This is a genomic window from Rhodanobacter sp. AS-Z3 (assembly GCF_029224025.1).
GTDB lineage: Bacteria > Pseudomonadota > Gammaproteobacteria > Xanthomonadales > Rhodanobacteraceae > Rhodanobacter.
In genome coordinates this window covers 902,087-921,581 of record NZ_CP119392.1, presented here as the reverse complement: position 1 = coordinate 921,581, position 19,495 = coordinate 902,087, and the positions used below count along the sequence as shown (strand labels likewise).

The window sequence follows — 19,495 nt, the reverse complement described above, 5'->3', positions numbered from 1 at the left end:
CGCAACGACCTGCCGCGCCCCGAGGAACTGAAGGGAAATTTGCGGTGAAGCTCGCCGACGATAACGCGATGCCCGCGGCGGCCCGGCAAAAGCGATTGGAGTACGCGTCGCCATCACCGGCGACACGCGATATCGAGTCGGCCCGCATGCGCCACCGAGCTGTATAGCTGTTGCCCGGCGCGCCCCGTCAGCTGTACCGGTTGGTCGTCAAAACGCACCTGACAGCCCCGGGTGTTGGCCAGCACCAGTTTCAGCGACACCTCACCATGCAAGGTGATTCCGAGCGAGCCAGGCCGGCGTTGCAGGTCCGTGACCACGGCGTTGGCACTCACCAGGTAGGGTTCGTCGGGCTTGGTGCTGGTAAGTACCAGGCGCGCACGGCGTGGCCCCAGACTGATGTAGCGCGCGTCATTGGCATCGTTGAAGCCGGCAATATTGTCCGAGTGTGCAAGATCCGGATAGCCTTGAGTCTGTGCGATGCGCACGGTCTCGTCGGAACCATAGCCACCCAGCACGAACGCATCGCCATCGCGCGCGACGCCCGCGTATTCGAAGCCCAGCGCGATACGCGCGTAGTCCGAGGGAAACACCGGTGTGGTGGCTTGCGCGGTGGCCCAGTCGTAAACCTCATGCAATGCATCGAGTGCGCAGGGACGGGCACCGGAGTAGAGGTGATAGTAAACGTTGATCGGTGCCAGCCGGCGCGGCGATTCGGTCAGCCGGAAAGTCTGCAGAACCTTTCGATAGCCGCAATAGGGCGCAGTCCAGCCATTGGTGAACTGATCCTCGTTGGCATCCGGCGCGAAGACCTGAAAATGTGCCCCCTTCCATACGCCCAGCGGCACCACGCTGGTCAGCGAGGAATACTGATCGGTGATCGTGCTGTTGTTGCCATTGATGTTGAGCAGCCCCGCCTCGTAGACCTTGGCCAAAACATTGGCGCCGGGATCAGTATCACCGGACCACTGGTAAAGGCGCACATGTTTGCCGGCTGGCGCCAGCAGTTCGTTGATGATCTGCACCGAACCCTGCACTTCCTGCTGCAGGCTGAATCGATAACCGGGCACCGGCAGGTTGTAGCCGTACTGCAGCTTTGCGGTGGCCTGGTATTCACCGGTGTTTTTGCCACCATCGCGGGACTCGATGTGCAGTCCGGCCGACAGGCTCGGATCGCGTTCCAGTGCTGTCCAGTCGAATGGATGGGAGTAGGTGTGAGAACCGATCTCCACCCATGGCAGCGCGAACATGGCACGCGCAATCGGCCGATAAATGGCCAATTTCTGCGCGTCATACAGGCCATGATCGACGAATTCCGCAGCGATCACCGAGGCGGCGGTGGGAATTGGGTAGCGCGTGAGAATCTCGTCGACGATCACCTTGGCCGCCGGCTGGCCCAGATACTTTTCGACGTACGATCCGGAAGCGAAGCCGTCGCCGTCGAATTGCGCGAACAGCAGGCGGTTGCCGCTCGCCGTGGTGGTGTCGAAGGCTGGCAGGTCGCCCAACTTCAATGCCTGCCGGAAGAAAGCAAACGGATTGAGAACCCAGCGCGAGCGCGAGCGCGCCTGCTCAAGCCCGCCCTGTGGCAAATACGAAATCACGTGCGGTGCCAGCGCGTAGCCGCCCCACGGCATGATCGCAACCGCGACTTCCTGTTGTTCGCCGCGCTGCAGCGTCAGCGCGCTTCGCCCCTGCAGCAGACGCAGTGACTGGAAGTCATCCGGCGATGGCCGAGGCGGGGACTCGAACCCCGTCAGGCCAGGATCGTGGCTGACGATGCTGATTTTTTCCAGATCCGCCGAGGGCGCCGGTCCCGGCTCGATGCCGAACGGCGCGAGGTGCGCAGCATCGACCGCAAAGCCGAACTCGCCCAGCATCGCGATCGGCACACCCGCGGCCACTTGTCGACGCAGCCAGCGATGAATCGCTTCACTCTGCTTGAGTTCGCTCCCGGAAAACCAGGTCACTATGCCGGCCACGCGGCCACGCATCGACAGCTGCGGCAGCGCTTCCGCATCCACGTTCAGCGTACGCGTGGCGTAACCGAGATGGTTGAGCACCATCGCCCCATACCAATTGACGTTGGTACTCATCGGCGAATCGTCGCCGTCGTAAAGCATCAGGATTTCCCGCGGGTCGGGCTGGATTCGGCCCACGCCAACCCTATTGAGTTGGGCATTGCTGACATACGGCACGAAGCCGTCCGCCATGATCCGCTCGGCGGTTGAGCGGGCTTCGGCGACGCTGCCATCGGGCACATAGTCGATCGCGATGGGTACCAGTCCGCGCGACTTCACCGCATCCAGTTGCTGTTTCAGCCACTCGGTATCAGCGGGCTTCACACTGACGTAGAGCTGTTTTGCCTGATCCCAGCCGCGGTACAGCGACTCCGCCGCCACGCCGACCACGCCTTGGTCATGCAGGTCATCGAGCAGTTCAAAGCCGCGATTGAGGATGAACTGGGCCTGCGGCAAACGCGCACGGAGCCGGCTCACCAAGGCCACCATTCCCGCGCGGTAAGCGCGCTGGTCATCTGGCGCGCTCAGGGCGAGCTGGTAGCTGTCCAGCGTGTCCAGAAAGAAATGCCGGAAACCGCGATCGATCAGCGGCGCGATCCGCTGCTGCCAGACCCAATCCCGGCAATTGTCCTGACGGAGGTCAACGATGCGCGCCTTCCACGCCTTGTTCTGGCCCAGCACACAGTCCGGTGGCGGCGCGTCGACGGCCGACTCGGCCACCTCACCGACGGAGAGATAAGCGAAATAGTCTGCGCCGTGTTGTCCCGGACCCACACCTGACACTTCCTCGGGAAGTTGCGCGTTACCGTCAACCACAATCCAGTCGAAACCTTGCAAGGCACTGATTGGCGGGTTGGGACCGTAATACAGGGCGACAGTCGGCTCACGCGTCGGCGCATCGGAAACCGACGCACTCGCCGCTATCGGAATCAGACACGCCATGACCACGCCGACCAGAAACAGCCAGTGCGCTTGTTGCGCGGATGAGCGGGTCGGTTTACGAAACGCGCTTGTCATTAAGCTGATCACCACATCCTGATACGAAACACTCATGAATTGTCACCCGGACCGATCCGAATCACGCCTGATCATCCCGAACGACTGCCCGTTCCATCTCGATGATGTCTGATCTCGCGATCCCGCCACGACCGATCAGGTCAGTAAAGCCTAGGTCGGCGCCGGCGATGACTTCTTTAATTAGCCAACACGACGGGAGTGCAGCAGGTATCGCCACACGAAGTTGTGAACTCACAGCCCACGGACGCGGCATCATCGTCGCCTCAGGCAGACGTGACACCCACTTCTTTCGACGCGTTCTGGACATGGCGTGATTCCCAGCCCCATGCATCGGTGACGATACGATCAAGATCATTGAAACGAGGTTGCCAATGCAGTACACGCTGGATGCGCGCATTATCGGCGATAACGGCGGGCGGATCACCTGGACGACGCGGCGATTCTTCCACCGAAAAGTCGACTCCACTGATCCGACGTACCGCCTCGATGACTTCGCGCACACTGTAGCCAGAGCCATAACCGCAGTTGAGCACGTCGGACGCACCACCGTTGGCAAGGTAATCCAGCGCATCGAGATGCGCACGAGCCAGATCCTCGACGTGAATATAGTCGCGCACGCAAGTTCCGTCGGCAGTCGGATAGTCGGTGCCGAAGACCTGCAAGCAGTCACGTTGCCCAAGCGCTGCCTGGCAAGCGACCTTGATCAGGTGGGTGGCATTGGCCGTGGACTGACCGATACGTCCGAGCAGATCGGCGCCGGCCACGTTGAAATAACGCAGCACGATATAGCTCGGTCCACCAGTCTCCGCCAGGTCCGTCAGCATGCGCTCGCTCATCATCTTCGAAGCGCCATAGGCATTGATCGGCGCCAGCACGACATCCTCGCCAATCACTGAATCTCCGCCCGACACGCCGTAGACCGCGGCGGTTGAGGAGAACACCACATGCGGCACCTGAAAGCGACTGATCCGCTCCAGCAAGGTCAACGTGTTGCGGGTATTGTTGGCGTAGTATTTGAGCGGATCGGCGACCGATTCGGGCACCACGGTACTGGCGGCGAAATGCATCACGGCGTCGAACTGATGCACGGCGAACACGGCATCCAGTCGAGCGCCATCGCTCAAATTCGCCACGATCAGCTGAGCGCCACCAAGCACAGCCTGACGAAAACCAGTGGACAGGTTGTCGTAGACCACTACTGCGTGGCCCGCCTCATCCAGCTGACGCACCACGTGTGAACCAATATAGCCAGCGCCACCAGTTACCAGAATCTTCATCAGGGAACTCCTAGAGCCCGTCATTCATGCGCAGAGTTCGCACAAGACTTACGGCTTGCAGGGTGAGACAAGCAACATTCGTACCAGTAGCCAGCACGGTACCCCCGCGACGACAGGCGTTATGGCCGGCGTCGATAGGTCCCCGACAGAACCAGCAAGACACGCACGGTTGATTGACGGACGCGCCGGATCGGTCCAGCACCGCCATCAGACAGCTCATGGCCGCGCCTACGACTCGTCGAGTGCAAACGCCCCAACTGCTGCGCGGCGACCGATTCAGCGAGTTGAAGCGAACCCACCGCGCGCCGATGCCGTCGCCAACTTGCGCACAGCGTACTGCCGGTAGAACAAGCGCCGACAAGATTCGCCGGTGCCCAAACACGTCACCAATGGCAGAAGTACGGCCATCCTGGCAGCAACACCATGCCCAGCAAAAACAGGTTTGTATTCGCCAGATCCTCGCCTGTAACGTGAAAAGTCATCCGCCCAGCATTCAACTCGCACGCAACGCTGCACTAGAATCAGCGTATGAGCACTCCCGAACACTCCCCGCTCGGCAAGGACACCGTCTACGCCGACTGTTACGATCCCCGCCTGCTGTTTCCGATCCCGCGTGCCGAGAAGCGTAGCGAGATTGGCGTGGCCGAAGTACTGCCGTTCCATGGCGTGGATATCTGGAACGCCTACGAATTGTCCTGGCTGGACCTGCGCGGCAAGCCGCAGGTGGCGCTGGCCGAGTTTCATGTGCCGGCCGCCTCGCCGAACATCATCGAATCAAAGTCGTTCAAGTTGTACTTGAACGGCTTTGCGCAGGAACGCATCAGCGATGCGGCTGCGCTGACGGATACCTTGCTGCACGATCTGTCCGCTGCGGCCGGAGCGGTGGTCAGCGTTCAGCTGCACGCCGCCGACGGCAGCAGCCTGCCAGTGGTGAGTCTGGACGGCTATCTGCTGGATCAGCAGGAAATAGAGATCGATAGTTACGGCCCGCCGGATGCCGATTTTCTGCAGGCCGACAGCAGCGCCACGGCGGTGTCGGAAACCCTGGTCTCGCACCTGCTGCGCTCGAACTGCCCGGTGACCGGCCAGCCCGACTGGGGCAGTGTGCAGATTGCTTACCAAGGCGCGCCGATCGATCACGCGGGGCTGCTGCGCTACCTGATCTCGTTCCGCACCCATAACGAATTCCACGAGCAATGCGTGGAGCGTATCTTTGTTGACCTGACCCAGCGCTGCGCGCCGCAGCAGCTCAGCGTGTATGCGCGCTATACCCGGCGCGGCGGGCTGGATATCAATCCGTTCCGCAGCAGCACACCCTCAACACCGGCCAATCTTCGCACCGTGCGGCAGTAACCGACGCTTCAGACCGACTGCACTACGCTCAGCGAACTGGCCATGCCTGGCTACCCGATACTGCGCGCTGGAGTTCCGATGAAATCCCGCATGACTGCTTTGCTGCGTTGTAGCGCTCCTTGCAGCGTCGCCCTGGTCGCCGCGCTGCTGCTGGCGGCATGCGGCAAGAACGCACCCGCTCCAGCACCGAAACAGGCGTCCGTGTCCAGGATATCGGCGCCCGCTGCGTCGAACGTGCCGCTGGTAGCCAGCGCAAGCACCCTCCCTCCGGCACGCGCTGCCACCACCGCAGCGCCTGCGTCGGTGCTGCCGACGCCGTTCAGTGTGGCCAGCCTCACCTTGGGTAGTGCCGTGGATGTCGGGCACAAGATCACCCACGTCAGCGACAGCTTCGCCGTCACCGACAAGACGATTTATGCCAGCGTTGCCACCGTTGGTGTGACCGGCGGCGCGACGCTCAACGCGACGTGGAGTTATCTGGAAGGCTCGGGACAACTGGTGAGCAACATCAGTCAGTCGATCGCCACCGAGGGTCCTGCGGTCACCACGTTCATGGTGCAGAACCCGGATTTGTGGCCGGTCGGCAAGTATCAGGTCGAGATCTCGCTCGACGGTGCACCGGTGACCCGGCAGCAGTTCACGATCGACAAGCGCTGAGCCGCGCTCATCGCTCCAGCTCGTCCAGCGCCTTGCGCCCGATCGCCGGATCATCGGTGAAGAACGCATCGATGCCGGTGGCCAGATAGCGGCGGATCTCGGCAATCGAACCGGCCGGATTGATCTCGCGCGGGTCGCTGTCGTGCCGCAGGTTCAGCGGCAGGAACTGGTTTTCCGGGCGAAACGTGTAAGGGTGAACTTCCAGCCCAGCCCGGTGCGCGTCATGCACCAGCCAGCTCGGTTCGCCAAGCTCCTGCTCCGCCGTCAGCGGGATAATGGCGCGAATGTTCGGACCAATGGCATCGGCGTAGAGGGCGATATCGCGCAGGCCCGTCACCGTCATCATGGCTTCGTAGGTCAGCGTCCCGCCCATCGCCCTCACGTCGTACGGCTGCTCAGCGGGCTCATCCAGCAATTGCAGCAGGCGGATGTTGTGGCAATTCTTCGCGATCAGACGCTGACGTAGATACTGCAGGTTGTCTGTTTCGAAGGACTGGATCTCCACCGGCGCCGCTCGCGTGTACTCGTGGGCATCCAGCAAGGTGAGCAAGTCATCCTCCATCGGCAGGCCAATGCCACGGAAATAAGTGCCGTGCTTGATTTCGGGAATGATGCCGATCTGGCGGCCTCGCGTCTTCGCTTCGGCCGCCACCAGCGCGATGATCTGCTCCAGCGTGGCCAGCGGAAACTGTCCGTCATATTGGGTACTGCGCAGCTGCGGCAAGCGTTCGCGCGCGCGCAGCGTGTCCAGTTCGGCCAGCGTGAAGTCTTCGGTGAACCAGCCGGTTTGCGCGTGTCCGTCAATGATTTTGCGGGTGCGTCTGTCAGCGAACTCGGCATGCTCGGCCACATCGGTGGTGCCGCCGATTTCGTTTTCATGGCGCGAAAGCAGGATGCCGTCGGCGGTCATCACCAGATCCGGCTCGATGAAATCCGCACCGTCGGCAATGGCCTTCGCGTACGCCGCCAACGTGTGCTCAGGTCGCAGTGCGCTGGCGCCACGGTGGGCAATTACCTGCACGGTGGACGCAAGCGGCTTCTCGGCAGTGGGTGCGCTTCTGGCCATGACGATTCCGCTGGGCGACGTCGGCAGCGTAGAACCAATCGACGCCAACTGTCACGGCGCGATTCGTCGCGCCGTGCGACGGGCTAGATGGTCGCCCCAACGCGTCGATCAGCGCCGCCGTGAATGCGGGAATGTCTTCCGGCCTGCGACTGGTGATCAACTGACCGTGGCGCACCACTTCGCTGTCCTGCCAGCGCGCACCGGCGTTTTCCAGATCCTTGCGCAGGGATGGCCACGAGGTGACATTGCGATCGCGCACCAGTTCGGCATTGATCAACAGCCACGGCCCGTGGCAGATCGCTGCTACTGGCTTGCCGGCATTATCGAAGGCCTTGACCAGGTTCACCGCGTCGCTGTTCATGCGCAGCTTGTCGAGGTTCATCACGCCGCCAGGCAACAGCAGTGCATCGAAATCCTCGACTCGGGCGTTTTTCAAATCACGATCAACTGCCACCGACCGGCCCCAGTCCTTCTTGCGCCAGCCCGTGATGCTCTTGACGCCACCGGGCGCCACCACCATCGCTTGCGCACCGGCCGCTTCCAGCAAGAACCTGGATTCGCCCAACTCAGACTGCTCGAAACCATCCGTGGCGAGGATGGCGACGGTGCGCCCATTGAGTTTCGACGACGGCATGGGTGTTCTCCGGCTACTTGAAAGACAGGGGTGCCCCGCCAAGGGTCTACTGCACGCGGCTTTCCGTGACTGTCGCGTGATCGAAACGGCCCTGGCGCTTGACGGTTCATCCACTTGCGTCCTGCGATCGTCGGCATGCACCGCTTCAGCGCGGTTGTCGTCGTACCCATCCGGGGTGGGCGAACCAAGGATCACTCATGTCCCTGTCACTACTGGTTGTCATCATTCTTGTACTGCTGTTGATCGGCGCGCTGCCCACCTGGGGTTACAGCCGTTCATGGGGCTACCGCCCGGTGGGAGGCCTCGGTCTGATCGTGGTGATCGTGTTGGTGCTGTTGTTGCTTGGAAAGATCTGACCCGCACCGTTCGCGAAGGCTGCACGCATCAAGCGATGCGTGCAGCCAGCCCGCTGGCCCGCCGCACCGGCGTGGCCAGCGCGGCCTCACTGGCTTCATCCGTTGCCCACAGCTCGACGCTGAGCTTCGCCCGCGACATGGCGGTGTACAGCAACTGCCGCGAGAGAATCCGGTTCTGCGGGTCTGCCGGCAACAGCACGGCAACGTGATCGTATTCTGAACCTTGGCTCTTGTGGATCGTCACCGCGAACGCACCCTGATGGTCGGGGAGGCCCCCGGGCGCAAAGCTGATCGCGCGACGACTGGCATGTTGCGCCGGGGCTTCCGCCAATGTTTCACCGCGCGTGGCGGTGCCGCCCTGCACGGTGACTTCAAACCACACCGCCAGGTTGCCGTGTTCGTCGCGCAGACACAGGCCGGCGTCACCGTTGAACAACCCCACGGTGTAGTCGTTGCGCGCAATCATCACCGCACGGCCGGGATACCAGTCGACATCGGCCGCCACGTCCGCCCGGTTTTTCAGTTTTCGTTCGATGAACGCGTTGGCTGCGTCCGCGCCAAACTCCCCGTCGCGCAGCGCACATAGCAACTGGCGCCGGCGCAGTGCGTCCAGTGCGCGCAACACAGCCGGTTGATCATCCTTTCGCACCACGTCCAATGCACCAACATCGTGCAGCGTCGTCGCCAACGCCGTACTCCACTTGCCCAGCGCATCGCGCAGGTCCCGCGCCGTTGCCACGTCGCGTCGAACGGCCTTGGTGCCTGCCGCCTGCCACGCGGCCGCGAACGCTGCCGTGTCACCAGCGCGAATCGCTTGGTTGATCGGCACCAGTGACTGATCGGCACGGAAGCTATGCATGAGTCGCACCAGATCTGGCGCATGCTCAGCTTCCATCGCACCGACCAGATCCAGCAAGACCGAACCGGTACCGACCGAGGTAAGCTGGTCGGCATCGCCGACGAGGATCAACGCGGTGTCTTCGCGCAGCGCATCGAGCAGGTTGCGCAACATGGCCAGGTCGACCATCGACGCTTCGTCGACAATCACGATGTCGGCCGCAATCGGATTGTCGGCGTGATGGGTGAAGCCGCCCTGCCGCCCGCGACTGCCCAGCAAACGGTGCACGGTGCTCGCCTCGGCAGCCAGCGCACAGTCCAATGGAGACTGCCATTCGCCACTATCCATCAGACCTTGCTGAGTTCGCATGCGCTCGGCACCATCACGCAGTGATTCGGACAGCCGCTGCGCGGCCTTGCCGGTAGGTGCGCTGATACGTATCGTCGGTGCCGCCTGCGTGCGCGTGGCGCGCTCCCTGATCAGCATCATCAACATGCGCAGCACGGTGGTGGTCTTGCCGGTGCCGGGGCCGCCGGTAAGCACGAACAAGCGCTTGCCCAGCACCTGCGCCACGGCCTGCCGCTGTGGCTGCACTCGTGCCGAGTCGTCGCCCTGAAACAGCACATCGATATCCGCGGGTTCGGCGCCAGCTGCCGGTAGCGGCGTGGCGCGACGCGCGCGCACATGACGGGCGACGGCGGCTTCGTGCAGATAGTTGCGGCGCAGATAGAAGTGCGGCGGGTCGAGCACGAACGGCGTGCCACCCGTGTCAACATCACCGGCTCGCGCCACCATCGGCTCGGCTTGCAGCGCGGCGAGTTCTTCGGTCGACCACGCACGCATGCCGTGGCGACCCGCGCCGTCGCCACTCAACAACAAGGCACTGTCACCGCGCCCTTCCGCATGACTGGCCCAACCGGCAAGCTGCGCCAGCAAGGGTGAACCGCCATGCGCGAGCACCCAGCGCGCCACCGTGGCATCGAGCATGCGCCACGCTTCGGGCGGCGACGATTCGCCGACCAGCCGACGAAAGTTATAACTGCGGGCAGGCACGTTCATGCGGCCTCCATCGTGGTCAGGCCATCGGCAAAGACTGCGCCGACGGCATCCAGCAGCTCATCGGGAAAGCGGTGCCGCCAAATGCCCGCATCGGCAGCAAGACCGGCGGCGCGAATGAATAGATAGATGCACTCACCCAGCTGGCGACCGCGCTCATAACTCGCCCCCAGACGCTGCCGCAGATAGCGATCGACGGCCACGGTGTAGAGCAAGGCCTGGAAGCGGTAGTGACTGGCATCCATCTGCGCACGCAATGCTTCGCCCTGATAGTCGGCCAGCGTTTCGCCGAGGTAGTTACCCTTGTAATCGAGCACGTGATAACGCCCGTCATGCTGAAAAATCAGATCGATCTTGCCGTTCATCAGGCCACTCAACAGACGCTGACTGGCCGGCACCAGGTCGGGTTCACCGTGGTTTGCGCAAGCCGCGCGCAAACGCGCCATCGAGACGCGCTCCAGCGAAAAGTAGAAGCCCATCTCGGCGCGCAGATCGTCGGCAGCAAGGTCGGCCAGGCATAGCGACGGAGACGCTGCGATGCCCAACGGTGCGTCCAGCGCGGCCTGGATGCGGCTGACCAGCAGATCCACCAGATCGGACTGCTCAATGTCTTTGCGGCGCACACCGGCGTCGCGCAGGCAGTCTTCAATCAACTCGCGCTGCGCCGACATCGGCTGGCCAACGTCGCGATGTTCGAACATGGCGTGTACGGCATTGCCAAAGTCGGTGCCGCGCACGGCAGCCAAAGTGAGCAAGTCTGCGTGCGGCTCCAGCTCAGCCGCCGACACGGAAACCACTTGCGTCGGCATGCTGCCGACGGCCTCCACCCATTCGCCCTCTGCCGCCAATTCGAGATTGCCCGCTTCATCCTCGTCAGCAGCGGAGGCGCCGGGATTGACCGCGTCGCGGTGATCGCCATGAGTGAGCGTGGTGAAGCTGTGCTTGGCTTCCAGCGGACCGGAACGTGGCGGCGGCAGACTGCGTGCGCGGCGCTCCAGCGCCGGCGCCGCATCCGCGGTGAAGTTCTGCTGTGGCGTGGGTTGCCAACCGGTAATCCAGTGGATGTTTGGCGCCACCTGCTGCAGCGCCTCCGAGAACAGCACCGGTTCGATGCGCTCCAGCATCACGTCCAGCGCACTGCGTTTGGTACCACTGACACGCGCCTCGCTGCGGCCACTAGCCGCACGATCCGGCGGCAGCGCGAAGACGTGGCAGGCATGGATCGCGCGCGTCAGTGCCACATACAACACGCGGAAGCGTTCGTCCTGCAGATCTTGCGCTTCGCGCGCCTTGGCCGCGGCGGAGAATTCCGCCGTGCGTTGCCCGCTGAGCGGATCGTTGACCACCGGAATGCCATCGCTGGCACGCTCGCCGTGATTCCACATCAACGGCAGGAACACGATCGGAAATTCCAGGCCCTTGCTGGCATGCAAGGTCATCAGGCGCACGCGGGCGCTGTCCGATTCAATGCGCAGCTGCGCCGCGTCGGCGGCGTCGTTGTCACTCGCCGCACCATCGTCGCGGCACTGGGCGAACCACGCCAGCAATTCTTCGGTGCCGGGGAACTGCTCGCTCTGTGTTTGCAACAACTCGCCGAGGTGACGCAGATCGGTCAGCACGCGCTCGCCAGCCATGGTTTCCAGATAGCGCGCGGCCAGCCGATCGATCAGTTGACCGACCACATGCAGAATGCCGCGCTCGCTCCACTGCTGACTCCACGCACGGAACGTTTCCGCCACCGGCTGCCATTGCGCCACGTCATCACCCCAGCGCTGCAACTCGCTGAAGCTCGCGCCCCACAGGCGCGTTGCGGCGGCCGCGCGCAAGGCACCAAGGTCGGTATGAAATGCCATCGCATACAGCACGATCTGCAGCTCGCGCGCGATATCGGTGTCGAACACGCTGCTGCGCGACGAGGTCACGCAAGGCACGCCGCGTTCGCGCAAGGCATCGCGCAGATGGCTGATGTCCGCACCCGTGGGCAACAACACAGCAAGGTCTGACGGCTGCACCAACTCGCCACCAATGCGATGCGAACGCGACTGCAGTAGCGCGGCGATCTGGTTGGCGCAGACCTGCAATGCTTCGGCGCGACGCGCTGGCTGCGATGGTGGTGGATCGCGCAGGTAGTGAATCACCAGCGGTGCGCTGCAGGCTTTTCCTTCCACGGAATACGGCTTGCCCGCGCGTCGATCGGTGGCCCGCACCGGTTCGTAGGCGATGCCACTGCTGTCATCGGCATCCAGCGACTTGCCGCCCACCGCGTAGAACTGATTGAACGCTGCGACCAGTTCGGCACTGGAGCGATGATTGGTGGCCAGGGTCAGTCGACCATCGGCATCGACGGCCGCCGCGGCGCGCTGGTAGGCGTGGATGTCGCCGCCGCGGAAGCGATAGATCGCCTGCTTCGGATCGCCGATCATCACCAGCCGGCCGCGCTGACTGCCGTCGCGCTGGCGATAGATCGCGTCGAGGATGCCGTACTGCTGGCCGTCGGTATCCTGGAATTCGTCAACCAACGCCACCGGCCATGCCTTGAACAAGGCCTCGGCCAGCGGCCGATCCCCGGCGGAAGCCGACTCACCGAGCAAGGCGCTGCTGACCGACTCGATCAAACTGTCGAACGTCATCTGATGCCGCGCGGCAAGACGCGCCTGCATTTCCGCGCGCGCCAGTTCGGTCAGCTTGCGCCAGAGCTGGCGGCGTGGATGCTCGCGCAGGTAGTCGAAGATTTCGGTGCAGCGCTCGGAAAACGCGGCCGCCGCGATCAGCTCGGGGTCGGCTTTCATCTTGGCCGCAATGCCCTTGAGTTCCATCGCGGCCCGCAACCCCTTGTACGCGTGAGCGCCGGGAACCTTACTGTGGTCATCAATCAGGTCGGCCAGTTCGCTCCAGTAGTTGCGCAACGAACAACTGGCCGTGAAGAACGCATCGTTGGTGACGATGGCACGCAAGCGCGCGGCCCATGCCGGTTCCAGCACCGCATCAAGCGCAGCCTCGGACCTTGCCTCAATGCTCACGCCGGGTGCCAGACAGGTGTGCAGCCGCTTGCCCAGCTTGTGCAGCGTAAGCTCCTCGCGCGCCTGCCCAGCCAGCAGTACCAGTTCATCGGTGGCATGACCTTGCTGCAGACGTCGCCACAAGTCGCCGGCCACTTCGTCGAGCAACGATTCACTGGCTACCATGTCGCCCAGCATGAAGGCCACGCCGCAGGCGAACGGATGATCGGCAAGAATGCGTCGGCACAGGCTGTGCAGCGTACTGATCGGCGCCACGTCCATCTCGGCCAGCGCCAGGCGCAGACGTTGCAGATCGCGCACGCGCGTCTCGCCATCCTCTTGCCAGCGCCCCAGCAGCCATTCGCCGTCGCTGCCATCGACCGTGTCTTCAGCTCCGTCACTGGCGCGCAACACCGCCCACTGCAACTTGCCTCGCAGGCGCTCGCGCAGTTCCTGCGCAGCAGCGTCGGTGAAGGTGGTCACCACGATCTGGCGCGGCGACAGTTGCCGCTCCAGCAGCAGCCGCAGATACAACACCGCAATCGTCCAGGTCTTGCCGGTGCCGGCACTGGCTTCGATCAAGCTGCGGCCGCCGTCGTCGAGGTTGAGGCGGCGCCAGTCGAGCGGTGGCGTGACGGGCAGATCCTTTGCGGCACTCATGCCGATGCCTCTGCACAGGATTCGAAGCTGATGCAGCGATGCAAGTCCATCGCGAATTCGGCCATCGACTTCAATTCCTCGCTGTCGTCGGCAAAGTCCACGTCGCCGGCCAACAGGTGGCTATAGCCCGGCGCGTAATCGCGCTCGCCCACGCCGCCGTGACCGGCGATCCAGCTGGAACCGACGCTGACTTTCGTTTCTTCTTCGTCAGCATTCGTGTCAGCCGCCTTGGCACTTTTCTTCGGATGGATGCGCTCGCTGATCGCCGCCCATGCGGATTTGGGGAAGTACCAGCGCGGTGTGGCTTGCGCCTCGATCCACCAGTGCAGCAATTGCTGCAGACGCTGTTCGAGTTCGCCGAGCAGCGTGGCTCGCTGCGTGTCGTCGGCCTGCACGAACACCTCGTCCCAGCGCTGGATGCCTTGCTGCCACGGACGCTCGTCACCATCCAGCAGCGGACACAGCCGTATTGCTGGCAGACTCCCACCGGATCGAGCGCTGTGCAGGCGCAACAGCGCCCAATCGAGGAACATCGGCACGCGTTCCTTGAAACCCAGCTCGGCCTCTTTCTTCAACTTGCCGTTCTTGCCGCCGAACACGCGCAGCAATTGCCAGTGTTCGTGCCCATGGATCGTCGTGCGATAGACATGTGCCACCTGGCCGGTCACGCTTCGGCCATCGATCGCCACATCGATCTCGCAACTCGCTCCGCGCGGCGCGCCATGTTCGAAACCGGTCAGCTTGGCAAGCTCCTTCAGCAGCAGGCCTACCACGCTGCTTTCCTGCTGCCACGCCAGCTCGCCCGCCCGGCCCGGCGGCATGATGCCGCCGAGGCGCAGCCAATCTGGCGCGCGCGATGGTGGCCAATCAGTGAGTGGCCACCCTGGCAATGCATCGTTGAAGAACAGCTTTTTCGCCACGGTATCGAGCGCGGAGAATCTCGCCTCGATCGGTTCATCCTGCGGCAGGCGATCGTCCTCGAGTGCGTCCAGGCTGACCTGCATACGATGTTCGAGCAGTTGTTTGGCCGGATCGCGGTAGTAGGCGTGCAGTTCGCGCAGGGCGATCGTCGGGCCGATCTCGATGGGCTGGATGTCACGATGATCCAGAAACGGCGCGACGTCGGGCTGGTCACCACGACCGTGCATGCCGGCGAACAGCGCGTTGTACGAAAACAGCCGCGCATCAGCCGCGTCGAAATAGCGACTATCGAACGGTTGCAGCGGATGGCGCAGCAGCCACGGGCGATCTGCCGAGGTGTCCTCGGGGCGCAGGCCAGCGGCCGCGTCCAGCACGGCCAGCAGCTCGGCCAGTGGCGGCGCGGGATTGCGCAGCTTGCCGTCCTTCACCCCTTCGCCGATGTAGCTCAGGTGCAGGCGCTCGCGCGCCGACATCAAGGTTTCCAGGAACAGGTAACGATCATCGCTGCGCACGTCGCGATCACCCATGCGGCGGTAACGCGCCATCAGATCCAGCCCGGCATCGCTGCCCGAACGCGGGAAGTCGCCATCGTTGAGGCCGAGCACGGCCACCACCTTGAACGGAATCGCCCGTTGCGGAACCATGCCGCAGAAAGTAACACCGCCCATCAGGAAACGCTGATGTTCGGGCACGCCGGACAGGCGCTCGACCAGCAGATCACGCACCACGCTGAAGTGCAGCAGCGGATCTTCACCGGCCGCTTTCGGTTCGCTGGCCAGCGTGCGAATGAAGCCAAGCACCATCGCCTTCGCATCACGCGCGGCACGATCCATCAGGTCGATACGGAACAGCGCCTCGAAACGGCGCTCCAGTTCCACCGCCCAATCGCTGGCCTGGCGTGATTCATTGGCCAGATCACACAGCGTCTGGATTTCCTGCAGCAGATGATCGAGCGCGCCGAGATAGCCCGCCGCCGGACCGTGGATGCCGGTGAGTGGCGCCAGTTCGGTGCCGTCGGGCAGGCGCACCGACGGCTGTCGCTCCGCTTCCGCGGCATCGGCCATCAAGTAACCGGCGAGCATGCGGTCCATCGCCCAACCGAACGTATGCTCGGCAATCGGCGGCACGCCGAAGCGCGCTCGGAAGGCAGGGTCGAGCGCCCATGCCACGCGACTGGACTTCAGCCATTCGGCCAGCTCAGTCACGCCCGCGGCATCCAGATTGAGTCGCCGCGATACTTCCGGCACCGCCAGCAGGTCGACCACTTCCGGTGCGGTCACTCGCGTGCCGGGCAGATCCAGCAATTGCCGGAACGCACCGAACAGCGAATGACTGCGCGACACCGCCACGTCGGCCAACTGGTACGGCAGCAAGCCGCCCGCATGGCCAGCCACGCCGAACACCGCAGGAATCAATGGCACGTAGCGCTGAATGTCCGGCGCCATCACCACGATATCGGCGGGGCGAATCGGCTTGCCTTCGGCATCGGCGGTAGCCAGCGCATCGAGCAATTGATCACGCAGAATTTCCAGCTCGCGCATTGGCGTGTGGCAGCTATGTACACGTAGCGACGCATCGGCCCGCGCGGCGGGATCAACCGGTGTTGCCAGCTGCACATCCATCAGCGACGGATCAAGCGCACGGATACCTTGCTGCACGCGCTGCAGGCGATTCATGCCATGCAGCGATTGCTCATCCTCGCGATGGCGCACATCGGACAACACATCGCCCTCGCCCGCCGCCAGCTCCATGATGAAGTGCTGGCCCATGCGGCCCCAGCTGGCCAGCAGCGGATGCGCCTGGTCGGCCCAGTAGTCATTGCCCTGCGCCGCATCCAGCCGCGCCTGTTCGTCGGCACTTTGCTGGCGCAAGGCCGGCAGCGTGCGACCGAGTCCACCCCAATATTCGCGGCAGGGATCGGGCACATACAAGGCGACCAGACGATGCCGCGCCACCGCGCGCAACACCGCGAGCTCGGACGGTGCGAGATGGCTGACACCAAACACATGAAGCACCTCACCCGCAGCGCTGGTGCGGCCGAGATGATCGATCAGATCACCCACCACGTCACCGCGATGTGCGCCGAGTTTTTCATGCAGGTGTTGCCACAGCGGCGCCAGCAAGCGCTGCTCGGTGGAAGCCAGCACAGGTTCGGCCGCATTGCCGGTCACTACATTGAAACGACCCTGCTCCCAGCCGCGCAACCAGTCCGGGCGATACACCAGGTATTGCGAATAAATTCGCGCCAGCCGGTCCGCCAACTGGAAGCGTCGGCGCGCCTGATCGGCCACCCCTGAAGGGTTCGTGCCATCCGTCTGCAAATAACTGGCGATGCGCGCATCGGTAATGCCGAGTGCCACAACATCACCACCAAGCACTTCATGGATGCTCCAGCGCAGGTGCTGCCGCTGGTAGCGTGGCAGCGAAACCGCCGCCTGCTGCAATTGCTGCCGGGCCAACCGATCAATCCACGGACTGGGCAGCAAGATATCCAGATTCGCCGCAATCCCGCCAGCTCCGTACTTGCGGGCCAGTGCACCATTCAGCCACTGCTTCATGCCCGGATGCGCGGCGATGACGGTTTGCGGCGCCAGCACGTTGTCCGGCTGGGTCACCGCCAGCAACTGCACCAGCGGATCGAGCAGCTTCTCCAGCCGGCTGGCGCGATAGATCAACAGGCCGGTGGTTTGCTGTTCACCCTCTACCTCGCGAATTTCGCCGTCTGTGCCTGCTGCCGTCACTGCCGTACTCCTGTCCATCTGCGTGATCTTCACCAGCAGCAGGGCGGATTGCAATGATTGGCGACGACCACGTTCGCGCCAAGACATGCCATCAAGGAACGGCAGCCACCACGGCGTTGCCACGAACAGGCAACGAAACGTATTGGGCAGCCTCTGATTTTGATCCGCGTTTCCAGCAGCGCTTCGTCGATCTGCTGGCCGGATAGAAATAGATGTGATGTGCAAGATATCGCCGCACGTGTTCGCACAGACCTCGCGCCAGTGAGAAGGAAGCAATCTCACGTTGCAACAATCGTGAGAGGCTCTCATCCACTCGATGCAGTAACCAAGAATGCCATCGCGGAGCGAGGCTCACGCGATCCTCAGGCGGCAGCTCTCGACACGACGCCAGAAGGCCTGGCGGAAACTTTCCGGCAGCCGCTCTGAGAAACCTCTCCGACGGCAAACTTGTCCGCCAGCCGACCCGAAGGCAGCACCGTTCGGCTACTCGGCGCGTCCGTTGAAGCACTCGTGGAAGCTCTCAATCCGACTGCGAAATAATGACTCTGTTCGGCTGAAAGAAAGGGAAGGAAGTTGTACATCTCCTTTTCTTTCATTTCACTGGAGCGTCGCCCCCCGGAATGCCTCTGCTTGCTGCACCAGCGCGTTGTCCGCCGTGATGTTGCATATAGGTCATGTCCGCGAAATTATTGAGAGAAACAATGGAGGCCGTACCCAAAATAGTCATGCGCTGCGGGTTTCCAATGGCATAGTCCGCCACGAAATTGCCTGCCCGTAAATCACCGAGTTGCTGCGCCCAGATCAATCCTGCAATGACGTGTGCATCAATGACATCCTGGGCATCGCGTTCGCCCGCATATAAACCGCTGATAGCCTCGCTTGCCTGGAGGTAACCCTTGTAGGGGCTGTTTGATTGCTCTACCAGCTGGTCGATCGTCATTTGTTCATTGAGTCTGTTGCGACCCTCCGCTCCGTCAAAATAGGCACTCCTTGTGCCGCCGTCCGCAAGAAAGTCCACCAGTGCCTTGTTTTGTCGCTGTGCCAGCAGAAACGCTGCCTTGTCATTGCCTTGATTCGCCAGTTGGAGCAGGTCCCGGTCAGCCAGTCTATCGGCAGCCATGATGTCCTCGGGCATGGGATAGCCGTTCTCCGCCATCCACGCTACTTGCTCACGGGAGTTGACTCGATAGACGCCGAAATGGGCCTTGTTGAAGGCGGCAATCCTGGCCTGCTGATCCGACGGGAACTGAGCCAGCCACTCCTGGAAGCTGGGCGCGGTCCTCACCCGACCGACGTTCGCCAATTGAAACCGACTAGGAACGGCGGCCATGCCATCCACTGAGATCGTGGAGCGAGAAACAACCGCCGGTGCGAGCGATGTCAATTGACCATGCTTGGCACTGGCATGGCTGGCTGCTACCTGAGCAACCGAGCTTGCAGGCTCCCTACTACGCTCCAAATGGCGCCACAGGTAAGTCACCGCCAACAGCGCTGCCAACATTGCCAGCAGCCACCCGCCCCAGTTTCGCCGGTTCGTCGCCATCAGCCGGCACATTCCGATTTCTTCATGGCATCTCCCAACGCGGAGCAGGCCAGATGCTGCTGATCGGCCGCGCAGGCTGAATTGTCCAAGGTCTTCACTACCGAAGACTAGGTGTTTTCGAAGTTCAAACATGTAGTCCGGTGACTACAACTACGGAGTGCAATACGCTTGAAGGGCGCATCGAAAACTTGCCGTCGTGCACGAAAGCTCCAGCGTTTTCGAGATCGTTGGTTGGGCTTGTCTTCTATGGCTTGAATCTCGGCGTCGGAGTGGGCGCGCAGATTACAGCCCTTTGGCAGGTAATGCCGAATCAAACCGTTGATGTTTTCGCTGCTGCCGCGCTGCCAGTACACGATGAA

General features: G+C 62.8%; 10 protein-coding genes and 2 pseudogenes. 3 read left to right on the top strand and 9 right to left on the bottom strand.

Going from position 1 to position 19,495, the window contains the following annotated elements:
• Nucleotides 1-113: 113 nt before the first annotated feature.
• Nucleotides 114-3,071, bottom strand: a complete 2,958-nt coding sequence (locus PY254_RS03870) for a bifunctional glycoside hydrolase/polysaccharide deacetylase family protein (protein ID WP_281014159.1) — start codon at nt 3,069-3,071, stop codon at nt 114-116.
• 227 nt (nt 3,072-3,298) lie between these two features.
• Nucleotides 3,299-4,312 carry a UDP-glucose 4-epimerase GalE gene (galE, locus tag PY254_RS03865; protein ID WP_281014158.1) on the bottom strand — a complete coding sequence of 338 codons (1,014 nt, stop codon included), beginning with the start codon at nt 4,310-4,312 and terminating at the stop codon, nt 3,299-3,301.
• Nucleotides 4,313-4,840: 528 nt separating this feature from the next.
• Here galE and queF point away from each other — a divergent pair.
• Both queF and PY254_RS03855 read left to right on the top strand, forming a co-directional pair.
• Nucleotides 4,841-5,665, top strand: a complete 825-nt coding sequence (gene queF, locus PY254_RS03860; protein ID WP_281014157.1) for an NADPH-dependent 7-cyano-7-deazaguanine reductase QueF — start codon at nt 4,841-4,843, stop codon at nt 5,663-5,665.
• A gap of 90 nt (nt 5,666-5,755) precedes the next feature.
• Nucleotides 5,756-6,322, top strand: a complete 567-nt coding sequence (locus PY254_RS03855; RefSeq protein WP_281014156.1) for a hypothetical protein — start codon at nt 5,756-5,758, stop codon at nt 6,320-6,322.
• A 7-nt stretch (nt 6,323-6,329) separates the two neighbouring features.
• Here PY254_RS03855 and PY254_RS03850 read toward each other — a convergent pair whose 3' ends face one another.
• Together PY254_RS03850 and PY254_RS03845 are read right to left on the bottom strand one after the other, a co-directional pair.
• On the bottom strand, nt 6,330-7,388 hold the full coding sequence (locus tag PY254_RS03850) for a glycerophosphodiester phosphodiesterase (RefSeq protein WP_281014155.1): 1,059 nt from the start codon (nt 7,386-7,388) through the stop codon (nt 6,330-6,332).
• 97 nt (nt 7,389-7,485) lie between these two features.
• A pseudogene (locus PY254_RS03845) lies at nt 7,486-8,022 on the bottom strand (type 1 glutamine amidotransferase domain-containing protein); the annotation flags it as partial.
• A 203-nt stretch (nt 8,023-8,225) separates the two neighbouring features.
• Here PY254_RS03845 and PY254_RS03840 point away from each other — a divergent pair.
• A complete protein-coding gene (locus PY254_RS03840) occupies nt 8,226-8,378 on the top strand; it encodes a DUF3309 family protein (protein WP_345781833.1) in 153 nt (50 codons plus the stop codon).
• Nucleotides 8,379-8,406: 28 nt separating this feature from the next.
• Here the strand turns inward: PY254_RS03840 and recD are convergent, their stop codons facing one another.
• The 5 genes and pseudogenes from recD to PY254_RS03815 form a co-directional block, all read right to left on the bottom strand.
• On the bottom strand, nt 8,407-10,275 hold the full coding sequence (gene recD / locus PY254_RS03835) for an exodeoxyribonuclease V subunit alpha (RefSeq protein ID WP_281014153.1): 1,869 nt from the start codon (nt 10,273-10,275) through the stop codon (nt 8,407-8,409).
• The gene (locus PY254_RS03830; RefSeq protein WP_281014152.1) at nt 10,272-13,931 is read right to left on the bottom strand and encodes a UvrD-helicase domain-containing protein; all 3,660 of its coding nucleotides are present in this window, start codon (nt 13,929-13,931) and stop codon (nt 10,272-10,274) included. Before PY254_RS03830 ends, recD begins: the two co-directional genes overlap by 4 nt.
• Nucleotides 13,928-17,680 carry an exodeoxyribonuclease V subunit gamma gene (gene recC / locus PY254_RS03825; RefSeq protein WP_281014151.1) on the bottom strand — a complete coding sequence of 1,251 codons (3,753 nt, stop codon included), beginning with the start codon at nt 17,678-17,680 and terminating at the stop codon, nt 13,928-13,930. Before recC ends, PY254_RS03830 begins: the two co-directional genes overlap by 4 nt.
• A 505-nt stretch (nt 17,681-18,185) precedes the next feature.
• Complete coding sequence (locus tag PY254_RS03820) at nt 18,186-19,268, bottom strand: hypothetical protein (protein WP_281014150.1); 1,083 nt, start codon at nt 19,266-19,268, stop codon at nt 18,186-18,188.
• 68 nt (nt 19,269-19,336) lie between these two features.
• A pseudogene (locus tag PY254_RS03815) lies at nt 19,337-19,483 on the bottom strand (IS30 family transposase); the annotation flags it as partial.
• Between the last annotated feature and the right edge of the window lie 12 nt (nt 19,484-19,495).